Source organism: Streptococcus mitis (genome assembly GCF_002096735.1).
Lineage (GTDB): Bacteria > Bacillota > Bacilli > Lactobacillales > Streptococcaceae > Streptococcus > Streptococcus mitis_CZ.
Genome location: NZ_NCVC01000015.1, coordinates 65,743 through 91,563 on the forward strand (window position 1 = coordinate 65,743; position 25,821 = coordinate 91,563).

General features: G+C 42.2%; 28 protein-coding genes. 12 read left to right on the forward strand and 16 right to left on the reverse strand.

From position 1 onward, the window contains the following. Window positions 1-90: 90 nt before the first annotated feature. From tsaD to B7703_RS04725, 4 genes are all read right to left on the reverse strand, one after another. Window positions 91-1,101, reverse strand: a complete 1,011-nt coding sequence (tsaD, locus tag B7703_RS04710) for a tRNA (adenosine(37)-N6)-threonylcarbamoyltransferase complex transferase subunit TsaD (RefSeq protein WP_000655020.1) — start codon at window positions 1,099-1,101, stop codon at window positions 91-93. Then, entirely contained in the window at window positions 1,091-1,528 is a 438-nt protein-coding gene (gene rimI / locus B7703_RS04715) for a ribosomal protein S18-alanine N-acetyltransferase (RefSeq protein ID WP_084923825.1), read from the reverse strand. Before rimI ends, tsaD begins: the two co-directional genes overlap by 11 nt. After that, complete coding sequence (tsaB, locus tag B7703_RS04720) at window positions 1,525-2,208, reverse strand: tRNA (adenosine(37)-N6)-threonylcarbamoyltransferase complex dimerization subunit type 1 TsaB (protein ID WP_084923826.1); 684 nt, start codon at window positions 2,206-2,208, stop codon at window positions 1,525-1,527. Before tsaB ends, rimI begins: the two co-directional genes overlap by 4 nt. Before the next feature lie 103 nt (window positions 2,209-2,311). Then, complete coding sequence (locus B7703_RS04725) at window positions 2,312-2,527, reverse strand: hypothetical protein (protein WP_020902665.1); 216 nt, start codon at window positions 2,525-2,527, stop codon at window positions 2,312-2,314. Between the two features lie 279 nt (window positions 2,528-2,806). Between B7703_RS04725 and B7703_RS04730 the strand changes: the two genes are divergently transcribed. Together B7703_RS04730 and rnjA are read left to right on the forward strand one after the other, a co-directional pair. Continuing rightward, window positions 2,807-3,040: a DNA-dependent RNA polymerase subunit epsilon gene (locus tag B7703_RS04730; protein WP_000639585.1), complete on the forward strand. Its 234-nt coding sequence runs from the start codon at window positions 2,807-2,809 to the stop codon at window positions 3,038-3,040. Between the two features lies 1 nt (window position 3,041). Then, window positions 3,042-4,721 carry a ribonuclease J1 gene (gene rnjA / locus B7703_RS04735; protein ID WP_084923828.1) on the forward strand — a complete coding sequence of 560 codons (1,680 nt, stop codon included), beginning with the start codon at window positions 3,042-3,044 and terminating at the stop codon, window positions 4,719-4,721. A gap of 37 nt (window positions 4,722-4,758) precedes the next feature. Here rnjA and mnmG read toward each other — a convergent pair whose 3' ends face one another. From mnmG to mnmA, 3 genes are all read right to left on the reverse strand, one after another. Then, the gene (gene mnmG / locus B7703_RS04740; RefSeq protein ID WP_084923829.1) at window positions 4,759-6,672 is read right to left on the reverse strand and encodes a tRNA uridine-5-carboxymethylaminomethyl(34) synthesis enzyme MnmG; all 1,914 of its coding nucleotides are present in this window, start codon (window positions 6,670-6,672) and stop codon (window positions 4,759-4,761) included. A 9-nt stretch (window positions 6,673-6,681) separates the two neighbouring features. Beyond that, window positions 6,682-7,137 (reverse strand): NUDIX hydrolase, encoded by a 456-nt coding sequence (locus B7703_RS04745; protein WP_192851963.1) that lies wholly within the window; start codon window positions 7,135-7,137, stop codon window positions 6,682-6,684. A 140-nt stretch (window positions 7,138-7,277) separates the two neighbouring features. Beyond that, window positions 7,278-8,399, reverse strand: coding sequence for a tRNA 2-thiouridine(34) synthase MnmA (gene mnmA, locus B7703_RS04750; RefSeq protein WP_084862715.1), 1,122 nt, complete (start codon window positions 8,397-8,399; stop codon window positions 7,278-7,280). A 302-nt stretch (window positions 8,400-8,701) separates the two neighbouring features. On the opposite strand from mnmA, the gene B7703_RS04755 reads away from it, so the two are divergent. Further along, a complete protein-coding gene (locus B7703_RS04755; protein WP_000800788.1) occupies window positions 8,702-9,574 on the forward strand; it encodes a hypothetical protein in 873 nt (290 codons plus the stop codon). 185 nt (window positions 9,575-9,759) lie between these two features. Here B7703_RS04755 and B7703_RS04760 read toward each other — a convergent pair whose 3' ends face one another. Continuing rightward, the gene (locus B7703_RS04760) at window positions 9,760-10,347 is read right to left on the reverse strand and encodes a hypothetical protein (protein WP_033685617.1); all 588 of its coding nucleotides are present in this window, start codon (window positions 10,345-10,347) and stop codon (window positions 9,760-9,762) included. A 321-nt stretch (window positions 10,348-10,668) separates the two neighbouring features. On the opposite strand from B7703_RS04760, the gene B7703_RS04765 reads away from it, so the two are divergent. Further along, complete coding sequence (locus B7703_RS04765) at window positions 10,669-11,532, forward strand: helix-turn-helix domain-containing protein (protein WP_001268144.1); 864 nt, start codon at window positions 10,669-10,671, stop codon at window positions 11,530-11,532. Window positions 11,533-11,583: 51 nt separating this feature from the next. On the opposite strand, the gene apf is transcribed toward B7703_RS04765, so the two are convergent. Continuing rightward, a complete protein-coding gene (gene apf / locus B7703_RS04770; protein WP_020902660.1) occupies window positions 11,584-12,234 on the reverse strand; it encodes an aggregation-promoting factor in 651 nt (216 codons plus the stop codon). Between the two features lie 239 nt (window positions 12,235-12,473). Here apf and sdaAB point away from each other — a divergent pair, with 239 nt between their 5' ends. The 3 genes from sdaAB to B7703_RS04785 are packed head-to-tail and all read left to right on the forward strand — an operon-like array spanning window position 12,474 to window position 14,680. After that, the gene (sdaAB, locus tag B7703_RS04775) at window positions 12,474-13,145 is read left to right on the forward strand and encodes an L-serine ammonia-lyase, iron-sulfur-dependent subunit beta (RefSeq protein WP_020899976.1); all 672 of its coding nucleotides are present in this window, start codon (window positions 12,474-12,476) and stop codon (window positions 13,143-13,145) included. 8 nt (window positions 13,146-13,153) lie between these two features. Next, the gene (sdaAA, locus tag B7703_RS04780; protein WP_000500050.1) at window positions 13,154-14,026 is read left to right on the forward strand and encodes an L-serine ammonia-lyase, iron-sulfur-dependent, subunit alpha; all 873 of its coding nucleotides are present in this window, start codon (window positions 13,154-13,156) and stop codon (window positions 14,024-14,026) included. Between the two features lie 21 nt (window positions 14,027-14,047). Continuing rightward, window positions 14,048-14,680: an HAD hydrolase-like protein gene (locus B7703_RS04785; RefSeq protein ID WP_023948212.1), complete on the forward strand. Its 633-nt coding sequence runs from the start codon at window positions 14,048-14,050 to the stop codon at window positions 14,678-14,680. A gap of 271 nt (window positions 14,681-14,951) precedes the next feature. Here the strand turns inward: B7703_RS04785 and B7703_RS04795 are convergent, their stop codons facing one another. Both B7703_RS04795 and B7703_RS04800 read right to left on the reverse strand, forming a co-directional pair. Continuing rightward, the gene (locus B7703_RS04795; protein ID WP_084923833.1) at window positions 14,952-16,802 is read right to left on the reverse strand and encodes a polysaccharide biosynthesis protein; all 1,851 of its coding nucleotides are present in this window, start codon (window positions 16,800-16,802) and stop codon (window positions 14,952-14,954) included. Between the two features lie 85 nt (window positions 16,803-16,887). After that, on the reverse strand, window positions 16,888-17,718 hold the full coding sequence (locus B7703_RS04800; protein WP_084923834.1) for a glycosyltransferase: 831 nt from the start codon (window positions 17,716-17,718) through the stop codon (window positions 16,888-16,890). Window positions 17,719-17,872: 154 nt separating this feature from the next. On the opposite strand from B7703_RS04800, the gene B7703_RS04805 reads away from it, so the two are divergent. The 5 genes from B7703_RS04805 to B7703_RS04825 all read left to right on the forward strand — a co-directional run bounded on the left by B7703_RS04805 (window position 17,873) and on the right by B7703_RS04825 (window position 22,151). Continuing rightward, a complete protein-coding gene (locus B7703_RS04805) occupies window positions 17,873-19,039 on the forward strand; it encodes a CynX/NimT family MFS transporter (protein WP_084923836.1) in 1,167 nt (388 codons plus the stop codon). Between the two features lie 138 nt (window positions 19,040-19,177). Then, on the forward strand, window positions 19,178-19,504 hold the full coding sequence (locus tag B7703_RS04810; protein WP_000273858.1) for a PadR family transcriptional regulator: 327 nt from the start codon (window positions 19,178-19,180) through the stop codon (window positions 19,502-19,504). Continuing rightward, the gene (locus tag B7703_RS04815; protein ID WP_084923838.1) at window positions 19,491-20,084 is read left to right on the forward strand and encodes a DUF1700 domain-containing protein; all 594 of its coding nucleotides are present in this window, start codon (window positions 19,491-19,493) and stop codon (window positions 20,082-20,084) included. Before B7703_RS04810 ends, B7703_RS04815 begins: the two co-directional genes overlap by 14 nt. Further along, window positions 20,077-21,024, forward strand: coding sequence for a DUF4097 family beta strand repeat-containing protein (locus B7703_RS04820; RefSeq protein ID WP_084923840.1), 948 nt, complete (start codon window positions 20,077-20,079; stop codon window positions 21,022-21,024). The genes B7703_RS04815 and B7703_RS04820 overlap by 8 nt, the downstream gene beginning before the upstream one ends. Window positions 21,025-21,086: 62 nt before the next feature. Continuing rightward, window positions 21,087-22,151 carry a DUF6574 domain-containing protein gene (locus B7703_RS04825; protein ID WP_084923841.1) on the forward strand — a complete coding sequence of 355 codons (1,065 nt, stop codon included), beginning with the start codon at window positions 21,087-21,089 and terminating at the stop codon, window positions 22,149-22,151. Here the strand turns inward: B7703_RS04825 and B7703_RS10070 are convergent. From B7703_RS10070 to B7703_RS04855, 5 genes are all read right to left on the reverse strand, one after another. Continuing rightward, window positions 22,148-22,300, reverse strand: coding sequence for a hypothetical protein (locus tag B7703_RS10070; protein ID WP_084862703.1), 153 nt, complete (start codon window positions 22,298-22,300; stop codon window positions 22,148-22,150). The two genes, B7703_RS04825 and B7703_RS10070, sit on opposite strands and share 4 nt — an antisense overlap. Before the next feature lie 74 nt (window positions 22,301-22,374). Continuing rightward, a complete protein-coding gene (locus B7703_RS04835) occupies window positions 22,375-23,235 on the reverse strand; it encodes a DUF4299 family protein (RefSeq protein WP_084923843.1) in 861 nt (286 codons plus the stop codon). 226 nt (window positions 23,236-23,461) lie between these two features. Further along, on the reverse strand, window positions 23,462-24,448 hold the full coding sequence (trhO, locus tag B7703_RS04845; RefSeq protein WP_001030024.1) for an oxygen-dependent tRNA uridine(34) hydroxylase TrhO: 987 nt from the start codon (window positions 24,446-24,448) through the stop codon (window positions 23,462-23,464). Window positions 24,449-24,579: 131 nt separating this feature from the next. Continuing rightward, complete coding sequence (locus tag B7703_RS04850) at window positions 24,580-24,876, reverse strand: bacteriocin immunity protein (protein ID WP_192851964.1); 297 nt, start codon at window positions 24,874-24,876, stop codon at window positions 24,580-24,582. Between the two features lie 68 nt (window positions 24,877-24,944). Beyond that, entirely contained in the window at window positions 24,945-25,634 is a 690-nt protein-coding gene (locus tag B7703_RS04855; RefSeq protein ID WP_049501941.1) for a CPBP family intramembrane glutamic endopeptidase, read from the reverse strand. Between the last annotated feature and the right edge of the window lie 187 nt (window positions 25,635-25,821).

Consider the following 25,821-nt stretch of genomic DNA (forward strand, 5'->3'; position numbering starts at 1 on the left):
GCTGAACAAGCTCCAGCCACAGCATGGACTATTATAACACATTCATAGAAGAGAAAAAAGTCTGCTGATTGTAATCAGACAGACTCCATTTTATTCCATGGTATCAAAAGCGAGACTTGGTTTGGCATTGAGATCCAAGTTTGCAAAATTTTCTTTGTTCCACTCGCTGACGCTGGCATAGGCAATCATTCCTGCATTGTCTCCACAAAGACGCAGTGGTGGGATGATGACCTTGACATCTGTGATTTCGGCCGCTAGGCGTTCTCTGAGACCTTTATTGGCTGCCACGCCACCTGCCACAACCAGGGTTTTAACAGGGTATTTTCCCAAGGCCTTCTTGGTTTTTGCCATAAGAATATCCAAGACAGCTGCTTGAAAGGAAGCACACAAATCCTCTGTGGACAAGCTTTCTCCCTTTTGCTCGGCATTGTGGTGAAGATTGATAAAGGCCGATTTCAAACCTGAGAATGAAAACTCCAGATTATCTTCCTTAATCATGGCACGAGGGAAATCATAAATATCCTGTCCCTGATGAGCTAGCTCGTCAATCTCACGACCAGCAGGATAGGTCAAACCCATGACACGGCCAACCTTATCATAGGCCTCACCAACCGCGTCATCTCGCGTTTCCCCAACAATCTTGTAGTCACCAGCCTCCGAAACATAAACCAACTCTGTGTGCCCACCGCTAACCAAGAGGGCTAGCAAGGGAAACTCCAAAGGCTCCACACTCTGAGCGGCCATGAGGTGGCCAGCCATGTGGTTAACGGGAATCAGCGGAAGCCCATGTGCCCAAGCAAAAGCCTTGGCAGCTGACAAACCAACTAGTAAGGCTCCGACCAAGCCCGGTCCATAGGTAACCGCCACAGCTGTTACGTCCTCTTCGGTAATTCCTGCTTCTGCTAGAGCCTCCTCGATACAGGCTGTAATGACCTCGACATGGTGACGACTAGCTACTTCTGGCACTACGCCCCCAAAACGTTTGTGGCTCTCGATTTGACTAGCAATGACATTGGACAAGAGCTGGTCGTCTTTTTTTAAGACAGCGACACTGGTCTCATCACAGGATGTCTCAAATGCTAAAATATATCTATCCTTCATCTATTTCTCTCTTCATGATGATGGCGTCCTCGACTGGGTCATGGTAGTAGGCCTTTCGCTCAGCGATGACTGCCATCTTTTCTTTCTTGTAAAATGCTTGCGCTCTTTGATTTGACTTTCTAACTTCGAGAAAAATCTCCTTGTCTGTCGGCAATTGAGCAAACAAGGTCGAGGCAATCCCCTGACCCTGATAGGCTCCTTTAACAGCGATTTGCAGGACTTCTGCCTCAAAGATATTTTCCTGCACAGCTAGAAAGCCAATCACTTCTGCCCCATCATAAGCCAGAGCATACCAAGTCTGGTCTTGGGACAGGTCTGCTTGGATTTGTTCCAGCATCCAAGGACTGACTAGGTAAACAGCTGCCATAACAGCGTAGATGGCTTGAGCCAAGTCAGGCTGCTGTTGGATTCGTTTGATCTCTATCATAGGCGTTTAATGTAAGACTCGCCAGACTCGGTATGGTTCTTGAGCCAGTTTTCCTCAGCCTCGACTCGTTTGAGGTAATTCGGCACAAAATCATGCAAGGAGTCTGCTTCCTTGTCCCAGGCCCATAGAGCTAGATTAGCTGCATTAGGTAAGGTTTCTTTGTAATTAGTCCTTGGCAAATGTTCTTGAATCTGCTCCACAAAGGGGCCAACTTCTCCGACAAAGGTTACCTGACTAGCCCCCTTGATTAACTCAATCACTCGCTCAAAGGGTAAGTGCGCTTCTGGCATGACAGACTTAGCATTTTCATAAAATCCTGCATAAACATTGTTGCGACGCGCATCCATCAAAGGAACGAACAAGCCTTCTTGTTGGTAGGGCACCAGAGCCAAGAGGCTAGACATACCAACTAACTCGATGTTAAGAGTATGAGCAAGGGTTTTGGCAGTTGCTACCGCAATTCGCAAACCTGTGTAGCTACCTGGCCCTTCCGCTACCACGATTCGGTCCAAATCTTTGGGCGTCCAATCCAAACTCGCCATCAAAAAATCGATGGCAGGCATGAGGGTAATACTGTGATTCTTCTTAATATTAATAGTCGTCTCGGCAAGAACCTGCTTGTCCTCTAAAATAGCGAGAGAAAGAGCCTTGCTGGACGTATCAAAAGCTAATACTTTCATAACACATTCCTATCTTTTGGTCTGCTTACTATTATACTACAAAAGCTGGCACATGGGAATTTTCTTTATTCCCAAACAAAAATGCCCAGCATGAGCAGGGCATTTAAGCATTTAATCCAAAGTAAAATACAAACCAAACGACATAGGTTAGGAGGAGGAGAAAAAGCGAGTAGAGAGTCACAAAGGTAATTTTCCACAAGAACTTGGTTTGTCGTCGTTCCAGTTTGGCAAATAGAAGATTCCCCGCATAAACACAAGCAACAAAAACAATAAAAGCTACCAAGCGAGCTCCGATAGCAAAAGCAAATAAGTTATACATAGGGCAACCTCCTTGACTTAAAATCTATATGGAATTATGACAAACAATAAAACTCATTTCCATTATCAAAATAACATATTTTCTTTATTTTTGCAAACGATTACCAAAGAAATCGTCCTGTGACTTTCTCGTTTCCGTCTTTTACTAATTTTTCATTTTGTGGTATAATTGAAATAATTGTAACGAATCAAGGTCAATCTAGACACAAAATGGAATGAAATCAAGCAAATCTCTGCTAAAAGTTTGGAATAAGCTGACCTGTAAATAGAAAGGAACTATATGATTTACAAAGTTTTTTATCAAGAAACAAAAGAACGTAGCCCACGTCGTGAAACAACACGCTCACTTTACCTAGACATCGATGCCAGCTCAGAACTTGAGGGCCGTATCGCTGCTCGCCAACTTGTCGAAGAAAACCGCCCAGAGTACAACATCGAATTCATCGAACTCTTGTCTGACAAATTGCTAGATTACGAAAAAGAAACTGGCGCTTTCGAGATTACGGAGTTCTAATATGGTCTACACTCTTAAACCTGAAGAAGTCGGCGTTTTTGCCATCGGTGGTCTGGGAGAAATCGGGAAAAACACATACGGAATTGAATACCAAGACGAGATTATCATCGTCGATGCTGGGATTAAATTCCCAGAAGATGACTTGCTGGGTATCGACTACGTTATCCCTGATTACTCTTACATCGTGGACAATATCGACCGCGTCAAGGCTGTTTTGATTACACACGGACATGAAGACCACATCGGTGGGATTCCATTCCTGCTCAAACAAGCAAATGTCCCTATCTACGCTGGACCGCTTGCCCTGGCTTTAATCCGTGGGAAACTCGAAGAACACGGCCTCCTGCGCAACGCCAAACTTTACGAAATCAACCATAATACTGAGTTGACCTTTAAAAATCTCAAGGCAACTTTCTTTAGAACGACTCACTCTATTCCAGAGCCTTTGGGAATTGTCATTCATACTCCTCAAGGAAAAATCGTCTGTACGGGTGACTTTAAGTTCGACTTTACTCCAGTTGGAGAACCTGCGGACTTGCACCGTATGGCAGCCCTTGGTGAAGAAGGTGTTCTCTGTCTCCTCTCTGACTCAACAAATGCAGAAGTGCCAACCTTTACCAACTCTGAAAAAGTCGTTGGCCAGTCCATCATGAAGATTATCCAAGGCATTGAAGGACGTATCATATTTGCATCCTTTGCCTCAAATATCTTCCGTCTCCAACAAGCAACAGAAGCCGCTGTTAAGACTGGACGTAAGATTGCGGTCTTTGGTCGTTCTATGGAAAAGGCCATTGTCAACGGAATCGATCTTGGCTACATCAAAGCTCCTAAGGGAACCTTTATCGAGCCAAATGAAATCAAAGACTACCCTGCAGGAGAAATTCTGATCCTCTGTACAGGTAGTCAGGGTGAACCTATGGCAGCCCTCTCTCGTATCGCCAACGGAACCCACCGTCAGGTACAACTCCAACCCGGTGATACGGTTATCTTCTCTTCAAGTCCAATCCCTGGAAACACGACTAGCGTCAACAAGCTGATTAACATCATTTCTGAAGCTGGTGTCGAAGTTATCCACGGTAAAGTGAACAATATCCATACATCTGGACACGGTGGTCAGCAAGAGCAAAAACTTATGCTCCGCTTGATTAAGCCAAAATACTTCATGCCTGTCCACGGTGAATACCGCATGCAGAAAGTCCATGCTGGACTAGCGGTGGATACTGGTGTCGAGAAGGACAATATCTTTATCATGAGCAATGGTGATGTGCTTGCCCTTACTGCTGACTCAGCTCGTCTCGCAGGCCATTTCAATGCCCAAGACATCTATGTCGATGGAAATCGTATCGGTGAAATCGGTGCAGCTGTCCTCAAAGACCGTCGTGATCTATCTGAAGACGGTGTCGTTCTAGCAGTCGCAACTGTTGACTTCAAATCGCAAATGATTCTGTCTGGTCCAGATATCCTCAGCCGAGGCTTTGTCTACATGAGAGAGTCTGGCGACTTGATTCGCCAAAGCCAGCGTATCCTCTTCAATGCAATTCGTATCGCACTGAAAAATAAGGACGCCAGCGTGCAATCTGTCAATGGTGCCATTGTCAACGCCATTCGCCCCTTCCTTTATGAAAATACCGAACGTGAACCGATTATCATCCCGATGATCCTCACACCAGACGAAGAATAAAGCAACAAAACAGCCCCGTCTTCGGAGCTGTTTTTCTCTATGCTTTCTTTTCTTGATTTTTAGAAATACTACGATTTTTACCTTCAAGATACACCATTAAAATAGAAATATCTGCTGGGTTTACTCCCGAAATACGGCTGGCTTGTCCGATGGTTTCTGGATTGATGAGTTTGAACTTCTGACGGGCTTCTGTCGCGATAGAGTCAATGTCATCCCAGTCAATATTGGCTGGAATGCGTTTTTCTTCCATGCGTTTCATCTTTGCAACCTGATCCATGGCTTTGGAAATATAGCCTTCGTACTTGATTTCTGTTTCAATCAATTCGATAATCTTGTCATCCAAGTCCTCAGCAGCTGGGCCGATAAAAGCCACCACATCTTGATAAGAAACTTCTGGACGGCGAAGGAATTCCTTGGCTGTCACCGCATCTGTCAACGGTTTGAAGCCCATCTCCTCAACCTTAGCATTGGTTTCCTTGACTGGCTTGATTTTGATGCTGTCTAGGCGCCTCATCTCATTTTCAAATTGATTTTTCTTGATTTCAAAGCGAGCCCAGCGTTCATCATCCACAAGACCAATCTCGCGCCCCATCTTAGTCAAACGCATATCGGCATTGTCATGACGAAGAATGAGACGGTATTCAGCACGACTGGTCAAAAGGCGATAAGGCTCAATCGTTCCCTTGGTCACCAAGTCATCAATCATCACTCCGATATAACCGTCACTTCGTTTTAAAATCAACTCAGGTTTACCTTGGATTTTCAGAGCCGCATTGATACCCGCGATAATCCCTTGGCCTGCTGCCTCTTCGTAACCTGACGTTCCATTGGTCTGACCAGCAGTGAAAAGACCTGAGATTTTCTTGGTTTCCAGAGTTGCACGCAACTGATGAGGCAAGACCATGTCATACTCAATGGCATAACCTGTTCGCATCATCTCTGCATTTTCCAAACCTTTGATAGAATGAACAAGTTCACGTTGCACATCTTCAGGTAAACTGGTTGAGAGGCCTTGGACATAGACTTCCTCAGTATTGCGCCCTTCTGGCTCAAGGAAGAGTTGGTGGCGTTCCTTGTCCGCAAAGCGCACAATCTTGTCTTCAATCGACGGACAGTAACGAGGACCCACTCCCTTGACCACACCTGTAAACATAGGCGCACGGTGGAGGTTGTTTTGGATAATCTCATGACTTGTACCGTTGGTGTAGGTCAACCAGCATGGCACTTGGTCCTTTACATAGTCCTCATCACGTGAAGTATATGAGAAGTGATTTGGCGCTTCGTCTCCTGGCTGAATCTCGGTCACATCGTAGTTGATTGAAGAAGCCTTGACACGTGGAGGGGTTCCTGTCTTGAAACGACCGATTTCGAGGCCCAGTTCCTTGAGATTGTCAGCTAGGTTAATCGAAGCTAGGCTGTGGTTAGGACCTGATGAATACTTAAGGTCTCCGATAATAATTTCCCCACGGAGAGCAGTCCCTGTGGTCACGATAACAGCCTTAGCAGCATATTCTTGATGGGTAGCTGTACGAACACCGATAACCTTGCCATCTTCAACCAAAATCTCATCAATCATGGTCTGACGAAGGGTCAGATTTTCTTGGTTTTCAACTGTCTTGCGCATTTCCTTAGAGTAAAGCTCCTTGTCAGCCTGCGCACGAAGGGCACGGACAGCTGGACCCTTCCCTGTGTTGAGCATCTTCATCTGGATGTAAGTCTTGTCAATGGTTTTGGCCATCTCGCCACCGAGGGCATCAACTTCACGCACGACAATTCCCTTGGCAGAACCACCGATAGAGGGGTTACAAGGCATGAAAGCCAGCATTTCAATGTTGATAGTCGCAAGCAAGACCTTACAGCCCATACGGCTAGCTGCTAGGGATGCTTCTACCCCAGCGTGTCCCGCACCAATTACAATAATATCGTATTCTTCAGTAAAATTATAAGTCATGTTTCTCTCCTATTCCTCAAGATGAATGTGTCTTAGTTGGCCGTCCCAATCGAGTAGGGCTATTTTTAAAAAGGCTGGAACTAGATTGATACCCTCAAGCTTGTCTATGTCAATCCATTCACAGGGCTGACTTTTCTCATCTTCCTGCATGGTCAATGGAGCATCTTCAAGCAAGTCCACCAGATAATGAAACTCGATATTGTGATAGGAAACACCGTCCTGTTCAAAACGATTTTCAACCACTAAAGCTAGTTGCCCAGCTTGAGCTTTGACACCCAATTCTTCCCTCACTTCACGGACTACCGCATCTTCCGTTCTTTCGTTAACTTGGATCGCACCACCGATAGTGTAATACTTGCCCTTATCTTTGGTGACTAGAAGCTTACGATTTTGGACAATCAAGGCTGTCGCCCGAACTCCAAAAACCGTATTTCCTACTCTTGTCCGAAAGTCTTGTTGAGTCACTCCTATCCTTTCCCTTAAACGACACAAAAACAGTCAAAACTCCAAAGAAGTGCAGGACAAAAAAGCCTGCAACATCCATGAGCTTTGACCATCATTTCTATTGCTTTTATTATTGTAGCAAATTGAGAAAATTTGTCAATCTAAATGTACTGACAAACTTGTCCATCGCGGTAGGCATTGTCAATCAAACCACCACCTAGACACTCTTCCCCGTCGTAAAAGACAACTGCCTGACCTGGTGTGATGGCGCGTTGCGGTTCTGCAAAGATAACCTCTGCCTTGTCTCCTTTGACATGGACGGTCACCTTAGAATCAGGCTGACGATAGCGGAATTTAGCCGTACATTCTATCGTAAATTCCTCTGGCATCTCACGAGTAAAGTGAACTTGACTGGCTTCTAGACTGGTTGACATGAGCGAATCATGATAGAATCCTTGTCCTACATAGAGAATATTCTTGCTTAGGTCTTTTCCGACAACGAACCAAGGGGCATTGTCACCACCGTGTTGCCCACCGATACCAAGTCCACCACGCTGACCAATCGTATAGTACATAAGCCCAGCATGCTCGCCCATATCGCGACCATCCACAGTCATCATGCGACCAGGCTGAGCTGGCAGGTAGTTACTGAGGAAATTTTTAAAGTTCTTTTCTCCGATAAAGCAAATCCCTGTCGAGTCTTTCTTCTTAGCAGTTGCAAGGCCTGCTTCTTCTGCTAGTCTGCGAACTTCTGGCTTTTCCAAATGTCCTAGTGGGAACATGGTTTTTTGAAGTTGTTCTTGCGAAAGTTGGCTGAGGAAATAAGTCTGATCCTTGCCATTGTCCACGCCACGAAGCATGTGAACGATGCCATCCTCATCACGCGCCACTCGGGCATAATGCCCAGTCGCTACATAGTCTGCCCCCAAGGTCATGGCATAGTCCAAAAAGGCCTTAAACTTGATTTCCTTGTTGCACATAACATCTGGATTTGGCGTGCGTCCTGCACGGTATTCCGCTAGGAAATACTCAAAAACGCTGTCCCAGTACTCTTTTTCAAAATTGACAGAGTAGTAAGGAATGCCGATCTGGTCTGCTACCGCAGCCACATCCTTGTAATCTTCGGTCGCCGTACAGACGCCGTTTTCATCTGTGTCGTCCCAGTTCTTCATGAAGATACCGATCACATCGTAGCCCTGCTCCTTGAGAAGAAGAGCTGTCACCGACGAATCAACACCACCACTCATCCCTACGACAACACGTGTTTTAGAGTTCTCACTCATGGTAAGTCTCCCATCTATTCGTTTATTCACGATTGAAGGTCGTGTGTGCTTAACGATTGAAGGTCGCTTGAGCAGTATTCATTATAACATGCTTGGTTGGAGAAGACAAGAAAGAGGATGTCAATCGACCAACCTCTTTGTAAATACATATATAATTGTTTAAAAAGAGGGTAATTTATAGCTTAATCCCTCTACTGCTTATTATCTTATTTATAAAATAAACTAAAAATGATATACTATATTGAGGAGGAATACGTACATGATCCCTTAAAGATACTACCATCCATGTACGTAGAACGATTGTGAAAAACTACAAAGATATTCTAAAATCAAAAAATACCATTTTTACTATTATCATTGTCGCAAGTATTGGACTTTTAATTGGTCTAGTCATTCACCAAGAAAACATCTTAACAGAAAGAGGCAATATTGCTTTCTTCAAACGGCAAAAAAATGAACAAGATGTCGAACAAGTAAAAAAAGCCATCAAAGATTTTAATATCGATTCTGAAACAATTATAGAAGATTGGAAAAGAATTCAAGAATTGAAGCCAAACACTGACGAAGGCAAGCAAACATTAGCAGACTTTCTTACTACTACGTCCGATAAAATCACCAATCATTATAGCGAAAAAGCTTTAAAAATGGATATAAAGGAATCCGATAGTCAGTTTGAAGATAAACAAACACTTGAAACAGCCATCACTTCCTTACAAAAAATACTAGAAATCATTAAAAGTGTTAACTCCACAAGCGAACAAGCCACTATTGATGAAAAAATAAAACCCATCCAAGAACTAATTTCTAAATTCCAAAAGCAAGTTGAAGTCTTGACCAAAAAAGAAGGACAAAAGACTGACAAAAAAGAAACAGGAACGACTAGTAGCGAGGGGGAAAGAGAAACCTATTCTTCAGGAGGAGGGAGCTACACTCCAACCTATACTGAGTCAAATGGGAGCAGATACAGTTCACAAGCGCCTGCAAGCGAACCACCTTCATCTAATAGTGCTGGCAGCAGCGGAAATGATGTGGCAAGTACACAAAATCAAGCAGCTAATACTTCAGAAGCTCAAGCAGAAACTAATACCAATAGTAACAATGCTGAAGTTCCCACAATAAACAGTGATGATCTCGCTAGTTTAGGTGGCGGAGTTACATCATTCGGTCAGCAGTAAGCAATCGGCTATCACTAATTTAATTGTCTTTTATCGAACAAAGTATATAAAAGGCTAACAAAAACTAACTTCTAAATAAAACCACACTGTCATTCCAATCTTGAACATAATCAAATTGAATGGAATACTGTGTGGTTTTTGAATTGTTGAACATTCAGAGATTCCATTTTTGGGGCAATTGTCTATCAGAATGTCCTTTTATCTGTCAATAATCCGAGAAAATCTTGTCGTTTCAAGTCGGAGAAATGTTTGGCGGAAAGACTTCCCTTTTGAAGTCCATCATCTCTGACCTGCAAATAATAGCTATGTTGGCTTGTTTTAATTGTCAAAAAATCGCCCAATACAAAAACTCTTTTCCAGTTGCGAATCTCAAATTCTTTCATCTCTGATTTTGGAATGCGGATAAGTCCTTGCCGCAAATCGCGATGGTGCTCACTTGTGAAAGTCATCCCATTCCCAAGATTTTTTATCAGCAGTTCATCTGGAGTCACCATCACCAGCGCTATTTTAGTTAAGAAAATTTCAACTGTTGGTGGTAAAATCGCCAAATTAAACCAGGGATGTAGGTAGCGATAGGCTAAGAAATAATGAGGCTCCTCACCCAATTCTAGTTGTTTATATAAGGCCTTGACCTCACTATCTAACCTCGCTTCAAAAGACACATCCGAATGCTCTTCTTCCTTCCTCTGATTAAGATAACGCATCCAGACTAGGAAACCTATAAAGACTAGGACAAATATTCCTGATAAAAGATATTTTAAATTGTAGTTCATCACTTAACCTCCTGATTCACGACTCTACATAAAGCAGAGGCCTATTTATTTTGAAAATAGTTCCATCACAACTTTAAATAAGACGGGTGTCATTAAAATTAGGATAATTCCTATCACAAATATCATAACTACTCGAAAAAGTTCCTTATTTTTAAACATTTTATCCCCCCTTTTCTAGCTACATCATAGTACTGTTAAGCCCATTTTAAAATTATACCAATCTTATTTTAGTTTTATTTTCTACTTTTTATATTACTATGATACAATATTTTTAATAGGATTTTATTATTTGTTAACTTTTTTCACGAAAAGGAGTCAATCATGCGTTATGATTTCGGAAAGGTCTATAAAGAAATACGTGAGTCAAAAGGATTGACCCAAGAAGAGGTCTGCGGAGATGTCCTTTCAAGAACTAGCCTATCAAAGATTGAAAGTGGCAAGGTAACTCCCAAATATGAAAACATGGAATTTCTTCTCCGACAGGTTAATATGAGTTTTGAAGAGTTTGACTACATCTGCCATCTCTATCAGCCGAGCCAACGGACAGAAATCATGCAAACTTATCTCAATATGAATTCCATCATTGGTGGCAGTGGTCTAGTTGATTTTTTTGAAACATGCCAAAACTATCTCAAGACCCATCACGACCTGCCTATAGAAGAAATCAGGGATATGCTTGAAGTTGTCATTCATATCCGTCAACATGGTACAGAGAAACTGTCAGATCAAGTGAAACAAACTGTCAAAAAACTTTGGGAAAAAATTGAAAAACAAGATACATGGTATGAAAGTGACCTAAAAATCCTCAATACCATCCTTTTCAGCTTTCCTATTGAACACCTCCATCTCATCACTGAAAAAATCTTGCAACGCTTGGAAGTCTATAAAAACTACCAACATTTATATGACTTGCGAATGGCAATCCTACTCAACCTTTCCACCATTTACTTATATCATCAAGACAGAAACATGTGTCAACAAATCTGCTATACTTTACTAGAGGATGCCAAGAACAAGAAAAGCTACGATATGCTTGCTATCTGCTATGTCCGTATTGGGATTTGTAGGGATGATGCTAAACTTATCCAAAAAGGGTTCTCCCTTCTAGAGCTGACCGATGAAACTTCCATTCTAGCCTTTCTCAAAAAAGAAGTGGAGATCTATTATCAACCGAAAGAAATATAAAAAAGTCGAGGGATTTCCTCGACCTTTTCAAATTATTCTGTTCGTTATTTCTTAATACCAGCCGTTGTTAAGCCAGAAGTTTTTAGCGGCCGACCATGAACCGTAACGTCCTGCAACGTAGGCATCTGCTACACGTTCTTGGTTTTCAGCTGAGTAGTCACCGTTCAAGTATGAATCTGTCAATTGGTAACGTCCAATGTATTGGCCGTTTGTAGCTGTATAGCTACCACCTGATTCTTTTTGTGCAATCCATTCTTTAGCTTCTGCTTCAGATCCGCTTACAGTTGCAGCTGGTGCTGAAGTTTCTGCTGTAGCAACAGTTTCTTCTGCTGCAGGTGTGCTTGCCACTGGAGCTGCTTCTTCTGCTACTTCTGTAGTTTCTGCTGCTGGAGCTGAAACAGTTTCATCTTGAGCAGCTGGTGCTGCATAAGTAGTTGGCGCTGGTGTTGCAGCAGGCGCTACCGGACCATCGATAACCAACTCTTGACCAACATAAATCATATGGATGTTGTCAATGTGGTTGTTTTCTGCCAATTTCTCAACAGTTGTGTTGTGAGTTTCAGCGATTTCTGAAAGTGTGTCGCCTTCTTTAACAGTGTATGTTGATGATTCTTGAGCAGATACAAATGATGGAGCAAATACTGCAAACAAGGCAGCTACTCCTGCAAGAGTTGTTTTAATCTTTTTAGTTGTTGATTTCATATTCGAAAATTCTCCTTCTTTCTATAGTACTATCATACCCTTTAAATATTACCGTTTCTTGACACTTTTATGTAGAAATATTACAAAATTATTTTTTATTTCTCTAAATAAGCCATTTTTTGTTACAAAAGATGCTTTTTTATGCTATTTGTAGTGTAAAAAGGTTTTCATCCACAATTAAAGCCAAGACCTTCATTCTTTGATATAATAGAGATAAGAATTTTTATAAGGGGAAACTGATGAAATCACTTCGTTTTCAATCTGTCTTTGATATCATCGGACCAGTTATGATTGGCCCATCTAGTAGCCATACAGCTGGTGCTGTTCGTATTGGGAAGATTGTCTCTTCCATTTTTGATGATACTCCGACAGAAGTCGAATTCCAACTATTTAACTCATTTGCCAAGACCTATCGTGGTCACGGAACAGACCTAGCCCTTGTTGCAGGTATTTTGGGCATGGATACAGATGATCCCGAAATCCCAAACAGCCTGGAAATTGCCCACAAGCGTGGCATTAAGATTGTCTGGACCATTCAGAAAGACAGCAATGCTCCTCATCCAAACACCACTAAAATTACCGTTAAAAATACCCACAAGACCATCAGTGTGACTGGTATTTCTATCGGTGGAGGAAATATTCAGGTAACCGAACTCAATGGCTTTGCCGTCTCTCTCAATATGAATACACCGACTATCATCATCGTTCATCAAGATATTCCAGGTATGATTGCCCTCGTAACAGAAGCCCTTTCACGCTATGGTATCAATATCGCCCAGATGAATGTTACTCGTGAAAAAGCTGGTGAAAAAGCCATTATGATTATCGAAGTCGACAGTCGCAACTGTGATGAGGCCATCGAAGAAATTCGTAAAATCCCTCATCTTCACAATGTCAATTTCTTTAAATAGGAGGAAGCATGTTTTATTCTATCAAAGAATTGGTCGAGCAGGCAGAACTAGACTTTCAAGGAAATGTCGCAGAACTCATGATTACAACAGAGTTTGAATTGACCGGTCGCGAACGTGAAGAAGTCTTCCTTCTCATGGAACGCAATCTGGAAGTCATGAAAGCCTCTGTCCAACTTGGCCTCAATGAAAATAAATCTCGTAGTGGCCTGACAGGTGGAGATGCTGCCAAATTGGATCACTACATTAAAAACGGAAAAACTCTGTCAGATTACACGATTCTCTCTGCTGCCCGAAATGCCATTGCAGTCAATGAACACAATGCTAAAATGGGCTTGGTTTGTGCCACTCCTACCGCAGGAAGTGCTGGCTGTCTGCCTTCCGTTCTCACTGCTGCTATTGAAAAATTAGACCTCAGCCACGAGCAACAGCTGGATTTCCTCTTTGCTGCTGGTGCCTTTGGACTAGTCATCGCAAACAATGCCTCTATCTCAGGGGCTGAAGGTGGCTGTCAGGCCGAGGTTGGTTCGGCCTCTGCTATGAGTGCTGCAGCCTTGACTCTAGCTGCCGGTGGAACACCTTATCAGGCCAGTCAGGCCATTGCCTTTGTCATTAAAAATATGCTAGGCCTCATCTGTGACCCTGTTGCCGGCTTGGTCGAAGTTCCCTGCGTCAAGCGCAATGCTATGGGAGCTAGCTTTGCCTTCATCGCAGCAGACATGGCCTTGGCAGGTATCGAATCTAAAATTCCTGTGGATGAAGTTATCGATGCCATGTACCAAGTAGGAGCAAGCATGCCAACTGCCTTCCGTGAAACAGCTGAAGGTGGTCTCGCTGCCACCCCTACTGGTCGTCGCCTCCAAAAAGAAATTTTCGGAGAATAAGTTTATCAAATAGGAGAAACCATGACCTCTATCACAGCGATCTTTTTCGATCTGGACGGAACCCTCGTTGACAGTTCTATCGGGATTCACAATGCCTTTGCCCATACCTTTAAGGAGCTGGGGGTGCCTAGTCCTGATACCAAAACGATTCGTGGTTTTATGGGACCACCCCTCGAAAGTAGTTTTGCGACCTGCCTTCCCAAAGAACTAATCTCTGAGGCAGTTCAGATATACCGTTCTTACTATAAGGAGAAAGGCATCCATGAAGCTCAACTCTTTCCTCAGATTGTAGTCTTGCTTAAGGAGCTATCAAGCAATTACCCTCTTTATATCACCACTACAAAGAATACTCCAACCGCTCAAGACATGACTAAAAACTTGGGAATCTATCATTTCTTTGATGGCATTTATGGTTCCAGCCCTGAAGCACCCCATAAGGCAGATGTCATTCGCCAAGCCTTACAAACACATCAACTAGCACCAGAACAAGCCATCATCATCGGTGATACCAAGTTTGATATGCTTGGAGCCCAAGAAACAGGCATTCAGAAATTGGCCGTCACTTGGGGATTTGGAGAACAAGCAGACTTGCTAAACTATCATCCTGATTTTATCGCTCACAAACCCATAGAAGTTTTGGAGTATTTTCAATAACATAGACTGGGCAACAACTCCATTTCAGAAGAAAATAAAGTAATACTCAATGAAAATCAAAGAGCAAACTAGGAAAGTAGCCGCAGACTGCTCAAAACACCGTTTTGAGGTTGTAGATAGAACTGACGAAGTCAGTAACATCTATACGGCAAGGCGACGTTGACGTGGTTTGAAGAGATTTTCGAAGAGTATAAGTCTCTATATAACAAAACGCATATTACCAAGGTTCTTCAGACCTGATAATATGCGTTTTTCTGATTTTAAAGATTTTTTATTCAACGTGGGTTGTTTGATTGGCAAAGGCGATAATGGCTTGCTTCAACTCATCTCCACTAAGAGTGCGGAACTCTTCAATCTTTTGATCGATGGCTTCTAGAGGCATGACATTAACCTTACCAACGAAAATCTTATCCATAACCTGATTGTCAACGAGTTCGGTTGATACCAAGAGTTCTTCGTAAAGTTTTTCGCCTGGGCGGATTCCAACTTCAACGATTGGAATTTCACTTTCGGTGTGGCCACTTAGAAGCACCATTTTCTTGGCCAAGTCATAAATCTTGACTGGTTTGCCCATATCAAGGATAAAGACTTCTCCATCCTTGGCATAAGCACCAGCGTGAATAACCAAACGGCTAGCTTCTGGAATAGTCATAAAGTAACGGGTCATGCGGAAATCTGTCACCGTTACAGGCCCACCTTCAGCAATCTGACGTTCAAAGACCGGAATCACACTACCACGGCTACCAAGAACATTCCCAAAACGAACCGCACAGTAAGTCGATTGGCTACGTTGGTTAAAGCCAGTGACAATCAACTCCGCCACGCGCTTGGTTGCTCCCATAACATTTGGTGGATTAACCGCCTTATCTGTCGAAATCATAACCATCTTAGGTACTTTGGCTTCATCAACAGCCTTAGCAACATTATAAGTTCCACGAATATTGTTTTTGAAGGCTTCTTTTGGATTGCGCTCCATCATAGGAACGTGCTTGTGAGCAGCCGCATGATAAACAATAGCTGGCTTGTACTGCTCAAAGACTTGCAACAAGCGGTCATAGTCTTGAATATCCGCAATAACTGGTACATAATCAATCCCTTGGAACTTGCGAATCAATTCATGATAAACAAGGTAGATTGAGTTTTCCCCATGACCGAGCAAAACAATGCGTTCAGGATTGAAACGGCTAACTTGTCGACAGATTTCAGAACCGATTGAGCCACCAGCACCTGTAACCAAGATTGTCTTACCTGTCAGTTCTGCGCCCAGACGCGATTCATCAAGACGAATTTCCTGACGGCCCAAAAGGTCTGTGATATCAATCTTCTGGAATCCTCCACCTGCTTGGTGAAGTCCCTGAACAACGGTTTCAACCTTAGGCATCTTGTAACATTTGACACCCAGCTTATTACACATCTGCAAGATACGTTCATATTCTGACGGGTCAAGCGACGGAATCGCAACGATAACACGCTCGATTTGATGGCGTTTGGCTAATTCAGGCAGATCATCATATGAACCCAAAACAGGAATTCCACCAAGTTTTTGGCCCTTTTTCTTCGCATCCTTATCCAAAATACCGACAAGTTCTAATTCACTAGTTGGATGTTGGTAACTATCCATAAAGAGAGCTCCACCATCACCGGCACCAATCAAGAAAGTCCGACGGTGTTCTCCATCACCACTTCCCTTTTTGCGTTTAGAGTAGATTAACTGCCAAGTAATCCGTGGCAATAAAATTAAGAAAGTACTCAACAAGATAAAGAGCACGATAAAACGGATGGAGAAGAGAGGCAAGAAGGCATAGCAGATACTATATGACAAGATACTGCTAGCAGTCACACCAAAAAAGATTTTCATGAAATCCGTAATCTTACTGTAACGACTGATACTAGCGTTCAATCCCCAAAATCCAATCATCAATTGATAGAACAGGAAGGCCAAACTCGTGTAGATGATGTAGTCAACAGGTGCTGGATTAATCAATCCGTAGAATAAGATATAAGATACAATGATGGAAACCACCATACTCAAAATATCAAATATTCCCCAGAAAACCTGTTTTTGTTGTTTATTTAAAATTTCCACCAGATCAATCACATAATCTGTGAGTTTTTTATTCATAGAAATTTACTCCTCCTTAAAAGAGCCGAATAGTTATATTGTTATTATAACACTTTTTCTCTAGTTTATGATTTGCTACAATCTTTTACTTGCTTTTTCGTAACAGTTTCATAAAAATAAACTGTCGGACAAATCCGGGACAAAGGGCAACAATCATCTGAATGGCAACACTCTTGGCATACTCCATGTAAGAAATTTGCCCTCTCTTCAGCATGCGCTGACGAGCCTGGCGATAGAGTTTAAGGTAACGCAGTCCCCCACGACGCTCAAACATCCCTGCTCCAACACGAACCTTACACAAGATTTGATCGAGATTTCCAGTCTTAGCTCCTGCAGCAATCATATTGAGCCAGAGGAGGTCATCCTCCATATAAAGGCCATCCTCATAGTTGCCTGCCTTGAGAACCATGTCCTTCTTGAACATGACAGTCATGTGGTTAAAGGCACTTCTCATCCTTTGGTAAGCTACAATATCTGCATGCTGGGTTGGAACACGACGGTAAGAAACGATCTCATCAGGATTGTCAATAAACTCTGCAATATGTCCACCTAATAGGTCGAGCTTGTCCTTCTCCATTAGCTGAACCTGTTTCTCAAAACGGTCTGGAACAGCTATATCATCCGTATCCATACGAGCGATGATATCGTACTGACACTGCAAAACACCCTGTCGAAGAGCCAGACCCAAACCTTGATTATGCTCAAGAGGATAGCGTTTCACTGGAATATTAGACTGGGCTTCCACTTGGTCTAATACCTGATAGAGCTCAGGTGTCAAAGGCCCATCCTCAACCAGAACCAATTCGCTCGGTTTCAGGGTCTGATTTTGAACACTCTCAATAGCATCCTTTAAAAATGTCGGATTTTCCTTGATATAGACCGACATCAATACGCTGATTTTTTGCTTTTCAGACACAGTTTTTCTCCAATGTATAGATTTCCTTCCACTATTTTATCATAATTTTCAAGACTTTCCCATTTTTATCTTGAAAGCCAGAAACCTTACTTGACATTATAGTGAAAAAGCCTTAAAATAAGCTGTTATTAAAATCAGTTAGAAGAGGTATTATATGAAAAAGCAATCACTCTTTTTTGTTCCAGGTATTATCCTGATTGGTGTTTCCTTGCGGACTCCTTTTACTGTTTTACCCATTATTTTGGGGGATATTTCGCAAGGTCTGGGAGTAGAAGTCAGTTCACTTGGTGTTTTGACCAGCCTTCCTCTCCTCATGTTTACCCTCTTCTCACTATTTTCTACTCGAATGGCTCAGAAAATTGGCTTAGAACATCTCTTCACCTATAGCCTCTTTTTTTTAACAATAGGCTCTCTGATTCGCCTCTTCAACCTGCCTCTTTTATATATGGGAACTTTGATGGTCGGAGCCAGTATCGCTGTCATCAATGTTCTACTTCCTAGCCTTATCCAAGCAAATCAACCTAAAAAAATTGGTTTCCTCACAACCTTATATGTGACTTCGATGGGGATTGCGACGGCTCTGGCTTCCTATCTAGCTGTGCCCATTACACAAGCCAGTTCTTGGAAAGGACTTATCATCCTCCTCACCTTGCTCTGTCTAGCAACTTTTTTGGTCTGGCTCCCAAATCACCGCTATAATCACAGACTAGCTCCACAAACCAAACAAAAAAGCCAAACAAAGGTTATGCGTAATAAACAGGTCTGGGCAGTGATTGTCTTTGCAGGTTTTCAATCCCTGCTCTTTTACACTGCTATGACTTGGTTACCGACCATGGCTATCCATGCAGGCCTATCCAGTCACGAAGCTGGCTTGCTTACGTCTATCTTCTCTCTGATTAGCATTCCTTTTTCAATGACCATCCCAAGCCTGACAACCAGCCTATCTACTCGCAACCGTCAGCTCATGCTCACTTTGGTCTCACTAGCTGGTGTAGTCGGTATTTCCATGCTCTTTTTCCCAGTCGGTAATTTCTTTTACTGGCTTGCCATCCATATCCTCATCGGAACCGCAACCAGCGCCCTCTTCCCTTATCTCATGGTCAACTTTTCACTCAAGACAAGCGCCCCTGAAAAGACAGCCCAATTGTCCGGCCTATCTCAAACAGGAGGCTATATCCTGGCAGCCTTTGGGCCAACCCTCTTTGGTTACAGTTTTGACCTTTTCCACTCTTGGGTACCAGCTGTTGCTGCCCTCTTACTCGTCGATATCATCATGACTGCGGCCCTCTTTACAGTGGACAGAGCTGATAAAATCCTCTAAACTTCTAGTTTTGCCTAGAAGTTTTTTATATATAAAAATTTTACACATTTCTCTTGACAGGGCTTTCATTTAGATGTACAATGTATGTGTAGAAAAATTATATATAAAAATCTTACACATTAGAAAAGGAGGTTCCCCATGTACTTTCCAACATCCTCTGCCTTGATTGAATTTCTCATCTTGGCTGTACTGGAGCAGGATGATTCTTATGGTTATGAGATTAGCCAAACCATTAAGCTGATCGCTAATATCAAAGAATCTACACTCTATCCCATTCTCAAAAAATTGGAAGGCAATAGCTTTCTGACAACCTATTCTAGAGAGTTCCAAGGTCGCATGCGCAAATACTACTCCTTGACAAATGGTGGTATAGAACAGCTCGTGACCCTGAAAGATGAATGGGCACTCTATACAGACACCATTAATGGCATCATAGAAGGGAGTATCCGCCATGACAAGAACTGAATACCTGACTCAGCTAGAACTCTATCTCAAAAAACTGCCTCAGGCTGACCAAATTGAAGCCATGGACTATTTCAGGGAACTCTTTGACGATGCTGGAGTCGAAGGAGAAGAAGAACTCATCGCTAGCTTGGGAACTCCTAAAGAAGCAGCTCACGAAGTCCTCTCCAATCTTCTCGATAAAAAAATCAATGAGGCACCCGCTCAAAAGAATAACAGACAAATTTTGCATATCGCCTTGTTAGCTCTCCTTGCAACACCCATCGGTATTCCTCTGGGAATCGCCATCCTCGTGGCTCTGTTCGGAATCCTTGTGGCAGCCTTGACTGTCATTCTAGCTTTCTTTGCGGTTTCCATACTTGGTATCATCGGCGGATTCCTATTTTTAGTTGAAAGTTTCACTGTCTTAGCCCAAGCTAAATCGGCCTTTATCTTGATTTTCGGTTCTGGTTTACTAGCTATCGGTGCTTCTTCACTAGTCTTGCTAGGTATTTCCTATGTAGCTCGTTTCTTCGGCCTACTCATTGTTCGCCTGGTGCAATTTGTTCTTAAAAAAGGAAAGAGAGGTGACCAGCATGCGTAAATGGACAAGAGGATTTCTCATTTTTGGTGTGGTGACTACTGTTATCGGCTTTATCCTGCTCTTTGTAGGCATCCAATCTGACGGGATCAAGAGCCTACTTGCCATGTCCAAGGAACCTGTCTATGATAGTCGGATGGAAGAGCTGACCTTTGGTAAGGAAGTCGAAAACCTAGAGATCACTCTCCACCAACACGCGCTCACCATCACAGACTCTTTGGATGATCAAATCCACATTTCCTACCATCCATCTCTTTCTGCTCACCATGATCTTATCACGAATCAGAACGATAAAACGCTGAGCCTCACTGATAAGAAACTGTCTGAAACTCCGTTTCTCTCTTCTGGAATTGGCGGGATTCTCCATATCGCAAGTGGCTACTCTCGTCGTTTTGAAGAAGTTATTCTCCAAGTTCCAAAAGGAAGAAGTCTAAAAGGGATCAACGTGTCAGCCAATCGTGGACAAACCACCATCATAAATGCTAGCCTTGAAAATGCGATCCTCAATACAAACAGCTATCTCCTCCGAATTGAAGGAAGTCGTATCAAAAACAGCAAATTCAAAACACCAAATATCATCAATATCTTTAGCACAGAACTGACAGATAGTCAGCTAGAGTCAACAGAAAATCACTTCCATGCTGAAAATATCCAAGTACACGGTAAGGTGGAATTGATGGCGAAAACAGACCTACAACTGCTACTTTCCGAAGAAGAAAAACAAAGAATCAACTTAGATCTTTCAACAAAACATGGTTCTATTCTTCATTTTTTAAGAGAAGGAAGGCGTTCGTTTAACAACGAAGAAAACAAAGCTGAACGATTAAGCAATCCTTATAAAACAGAAAAAGCAGATGCAAAAGATCAACTCATCGCAAGGGCAGAACAGGATATCTATCTACTCAAATCAGAGGAACACGAGTCTTCTTCTAGAAATCGTTGACAAAAGCGCTTACATCTGCTACTATGGAAGCATATTTATCTAACTAAAAAGGAGGTTCTACCATGAAACAAGAATGGTTTGAAAGTAATGATTTTGTAAAAACAACAAGCAAGAACAAACCTGAAGAGCAAGCTCAAGAGGTTGCAGACAAGACTGAAGAAACGATAGCCGATCTCGATACACCAATTGAAAAAAATACTCAAGTAGAGGAGGAAGTCTCTCAAGCTGAAGTCAAACTGGAAAGCCAGCAAAAAGAGACAATTGAAACGCCTGAAGACAGTGAAGCAAGAACAGAAATAGAAGAAAAGAAAGCATTAGATTCTACTGAAGAAGAGCAAGATCTTTCTAAAGAAACAGAAAAAGTCACTATAGCTGAAGAGAGTCAAGAAGCACTTCCTCAGCAAAAACCAACCACGAAAGATCCCCTTCTTATCAGTCAATCCTTAGAAAGTCCCTATATCCCCGACCAAGCTCCAAAATCTACGGATAGATGGAAAGAGCAAGCGCTTGATTTTTGGTCTTGGCTAGTGGAAGCAATCAAATCTCCTACAAGCAGTCTTGAAACAAGTAGCACACACAGTTACACAGCCTTTCTTTTGCTCATTCTGTTTTCTGCATCTTCCTTTTTCTTTAGTATCTACCACATCAAACATGCTTACTATGGACATATAGCAACTATGCATAATCACTTCCCTGAACAATTTGCTTCATTAAATCTCTTTTCGATTATCTCTATCCTAGTAGCAACAACGCTCTTCTTCTTTTCATTCCTCTTGGGCAGTTTCGTTGTGAGACGATTTATCTACCAAGAAAAGGACTGGACGCTAGAAAATGTTCTCCAACAATATAGTCAACTCTTAGCCATTCCAATCATCCTCACTGCTATTGCTAGTTTCTTTGCCTTCTTTGACAGCCTACGATTTACAGCCCTCTTGTGTGTGATTAGCATTGGAATCATTCTGCTTGCCAGTCTCCATATCATTACAAGACCAAGTCAAGCCAGTGAAACCGACTCCTTCTATCAATTATTCTTGTCTGTCCTTGTGAACGGAGTGATTATCCTCCTCTTCTTTGTAGCTGAAGTAGCACTGATTGGGGATTATCTTCGTATCTTGGCCTTTCTTTAAACTTCATACTCTTCGAAAATCTCTTCAAACCACGTCAGCTTCTCCTTACCGTATGTATGGTTACTGACTTCGTCAGTTTCATCTACAACCTCAAAACAGTGTTTTGAGCAGCCTGCGGCTAGCTTCCTAGTTTGCTCTTTGATTTTCATTGAGTAGCAATCCTGTCTTTCATGGCAGGATTTTTTCTATGTCAAAAAAGCAAGTCGATTGACCTGCTTCTGATTTACTCTTCTTGTGCTAATGCTTTAAAATCTTGTCCTAGGATGGGTTGTATTTCTAATTGATTGGCATCTAATTGGTGGTAAGATGCTGATGATAATGACTCTAGGAATTTTGCATAGTCCAAGCGGGCAATGGCTTCATAGTCTTCTGGTTTAGAGCCGTCTCCTGTAATTTGAACCAAGTCAATCTCCCACTGAACTTCCTTATCCACCAATTGCTCAATATAGGATGCAGGAACAAATGGTTCTCTCGGTAAAACCGTCTTGACTCCTTGAGCCAAATGGTAAACGCCATGCACTTGTCCTTCTCCATCCTGATAGAAGGAAACTCTTGCAAAGTAAGCGTCTGTCTCTTGAACCGCACGCACACGCGCTTCAAACTGTGCCAAGCCATCTGCCTCTAAAAGGCTTTTCAAGTCCTCATGACTAAAGAAAACAGGATTAAAAATTCCTTGGCAAATCGTAAAACGGGCTGCAGTGTCTGTCAGATGGGCTTGAATACTTGCTTGGAAATAAGCTTCAAAATCAAAACCATCTAGTCCTTCAATCTCAGTTCCTGTATAAGCAAGCAGAGCATCTAAAAATGCTTTGATAATCTGCCAGTCTGTCTTCGTGAGTAGGTCAGGAAGATCGACACGGTAAGCCTTTTGACCATCAGCATAACTGACCTTAAAGAGAAATTGTGATTGCCCCACTATCGCACACTCGATATACTCGAGACGATTAAGAGGCTGACGGAGATAGACGGCATCATAGCTATGCGACTCCAAACCATCTACCAAGGCCAAGATAGACTTGGCAGTCAAAATTTCCTGTTCTCCTAAAATGCTCTGTTTATTTGGAATAAAAAATGTTTTCACCATAACTGAACTCCTTTGAAATCGTTTACATATAGTATACCCTATTTTTCTGAAAGATACAAAAACAAACTTTATACTCTTCGAAAATCAAATTCAAACCGCGTCAGCTTCGCCTTGCCGTACTCAAGTACAGCCTGCGGCTAGCTTCCTAGTTTGCTCTTTGATTTTCATTGAGTATTAATTTTTGAGTAAAAAGAATAGAAAAACAGCCCCTAAGGACTGTTTAATTTTATACAGTAGCTGCTTGATCCAAGCTTTCACCGATAGCGGCTAGGCGCTCGACAACTTCAGCTTGTGTCAATTCATTTTCTGAAACATAGCGGTTACGTGGGTGAACACGGCACTCGTGTGAGCATCCACGAAGGTACTTGTCTTCATTTTCTTCTGATGTCAAGATACGACGGTTACAGAATGGATTTCCACAGTTGACATAACGTTCACATGGTGTTCCATCAAACCAGTCTTTTCCTACGATGGTTGGGTTGACATGGTTGACATCTACGGCAATACGCTCGTCAAAGACGTACATTTTCCCATCCCAAAGTTCACCTTGGACTTCTGGGTCTTTACCGTAAGTTGCAATTCCTCCGTGCAATTGGCCGACATCTTTGTAGCCTTCACGGACCATCCAGCCTGAGAATTTCTCACAGCGAACCCCACCTGTACAGTAAACCACGACACGCTTGTCCATGAATTTTTCCTTGTTATCACGGACCCATTGTGGCAACTCACGGAAGTTGCGGATATCTGGGCGAATAGCCCCACGGAAGTGTCCTAGGTCGTACTCATAATCGTTACGTGTGTCAAGGACAACTGTATCTTCGTCAAGAAGAGCTTCTTTGAACTCTTTTGGAGACAAGTAAGCACCTGTTGTTTCAAGTGGGTTGATGTCATTGTCAAAGTCGTTGTCTTCCAAACCAAGGTGGACAATCTCTTTCTTGTAGCGAACAAACATCTTCTTGAAGGCTTGTTCACTTTCTTCGTCAATCTTGAACCAGAGGTCTTCCATACCTGGGAGGCTGTGAACATAGTCCATGTATTTTTGAGTTGTTTCATAATCCCCTGAAACTGTTCCGTTAATTCCCTCGTCAGCGACTAGGATACGGCCTTTAAGGCCGATTGATTTACAGAAAGCCAAGTGGTCTGCAGCAAATTGCTCTGCATTTTCAATTGGAGTATAAAGGTAGTAAAGTAAGACACGAATATCTTTTGCCATAAGATTTGTTCTCTTTTCTATTCTTAAATTTTCAGAATTTTTCATCTAACTATACTAGTATACCTGCTTGAGAAAACGAATGCAATTTATTTGACTGGAAATTGTAGAAAGGGATTTATCCCTGCGCTTCATCAATAACCATAGCGAATAGCAGATAATTCTCTCAATTTTTTGATCTGCTCAGCTTGACTTTCTGACAAACTTAGCTTGTTATCAATCAATACGCGCGCAAGGTCAACGTTCATTTGACTCAAAATAAATGGAGTAGAAGTCCCATCGTCCTCTAATCGGCTTTTATAACTCACTAACAAATTTTTCAAGGGAGTCAGTTGAGGCGTATCCTTTATATCTTCCAATAGATAATTTATGATAGTCATGGCTTCACAACGTCTTTCACTTCCTCCAGCAAACCATTTTAATGGTGTCATACTCATTTACCTCCTGAAATTCGTTTATAAATTGAAAAACTATCATTCCTAACTCTCGTACCAATATTTTACCCAAACACCCTCTGTAAAAAAGTCAGCAGAAATGGTAATGTTGCGAAAATATTATTAATCACATGCACCGCATAGGAAGGATAAATGCTCTTGGTATAGCGGGTCAAACTAGCAAAGATGATGCCAGATGTTGTAAAGACGAAGATATCTAACAAACTAGGCAGGCTTGAAAAATGAGGAAGAGCAAATAAAATTGACGGAAGAAGCAAATCAAGGCCAAATCTCGAATGCTTAAAAAAGGCGTGTTGCAGTAATCCTCTATAGATTAGCTCTTCCATAAGTGGAGTCAGAAAGAACAAAGTTATATAGATACCTAGCTCAGCAAAGTTGGTCCCACTATAACCGATCAATACAGCCCAACCTTCAGCAGTTGACTGAACATGTTTAGCTGTCTGAACGTTAAAAGAGATCTGGAGCACTACCACTAGTACTGTCAAAATCGAATACCAAAGCCATTTTTTTCTCGGAATGCGAAAAAGATAACCATGGCCTGTCTTAACCAGAATCCAAATCATGACTCCGCTAAATAGCAAACTCAAGAGATTTTGAATCCAGACGAAATTGCCAATCTGGGAAGAAAATTGCCAATAATTTTGAACAATAAGCGTCATCTGAGAAAGACCAAATACGAAAAATAAGTAAGAGAAGACTGCACTTATTTTGAATAGAAGTTGATACTTTTTCATGTGAACCCTCCTTTGTAAACTCGAGACATCTCTAATATAAGCTATATTTTCCTAAATCCTTACCCCAAATCCTAAATGGTGCTTAAGATTTCCTGAATGGTTAAATAGTGATAAAATAACATAGATATCTATGCTCTCGTTTCAAAAAATCACTGCCTCCCCCAGATAGGCCTGAGGAAAACAGTGA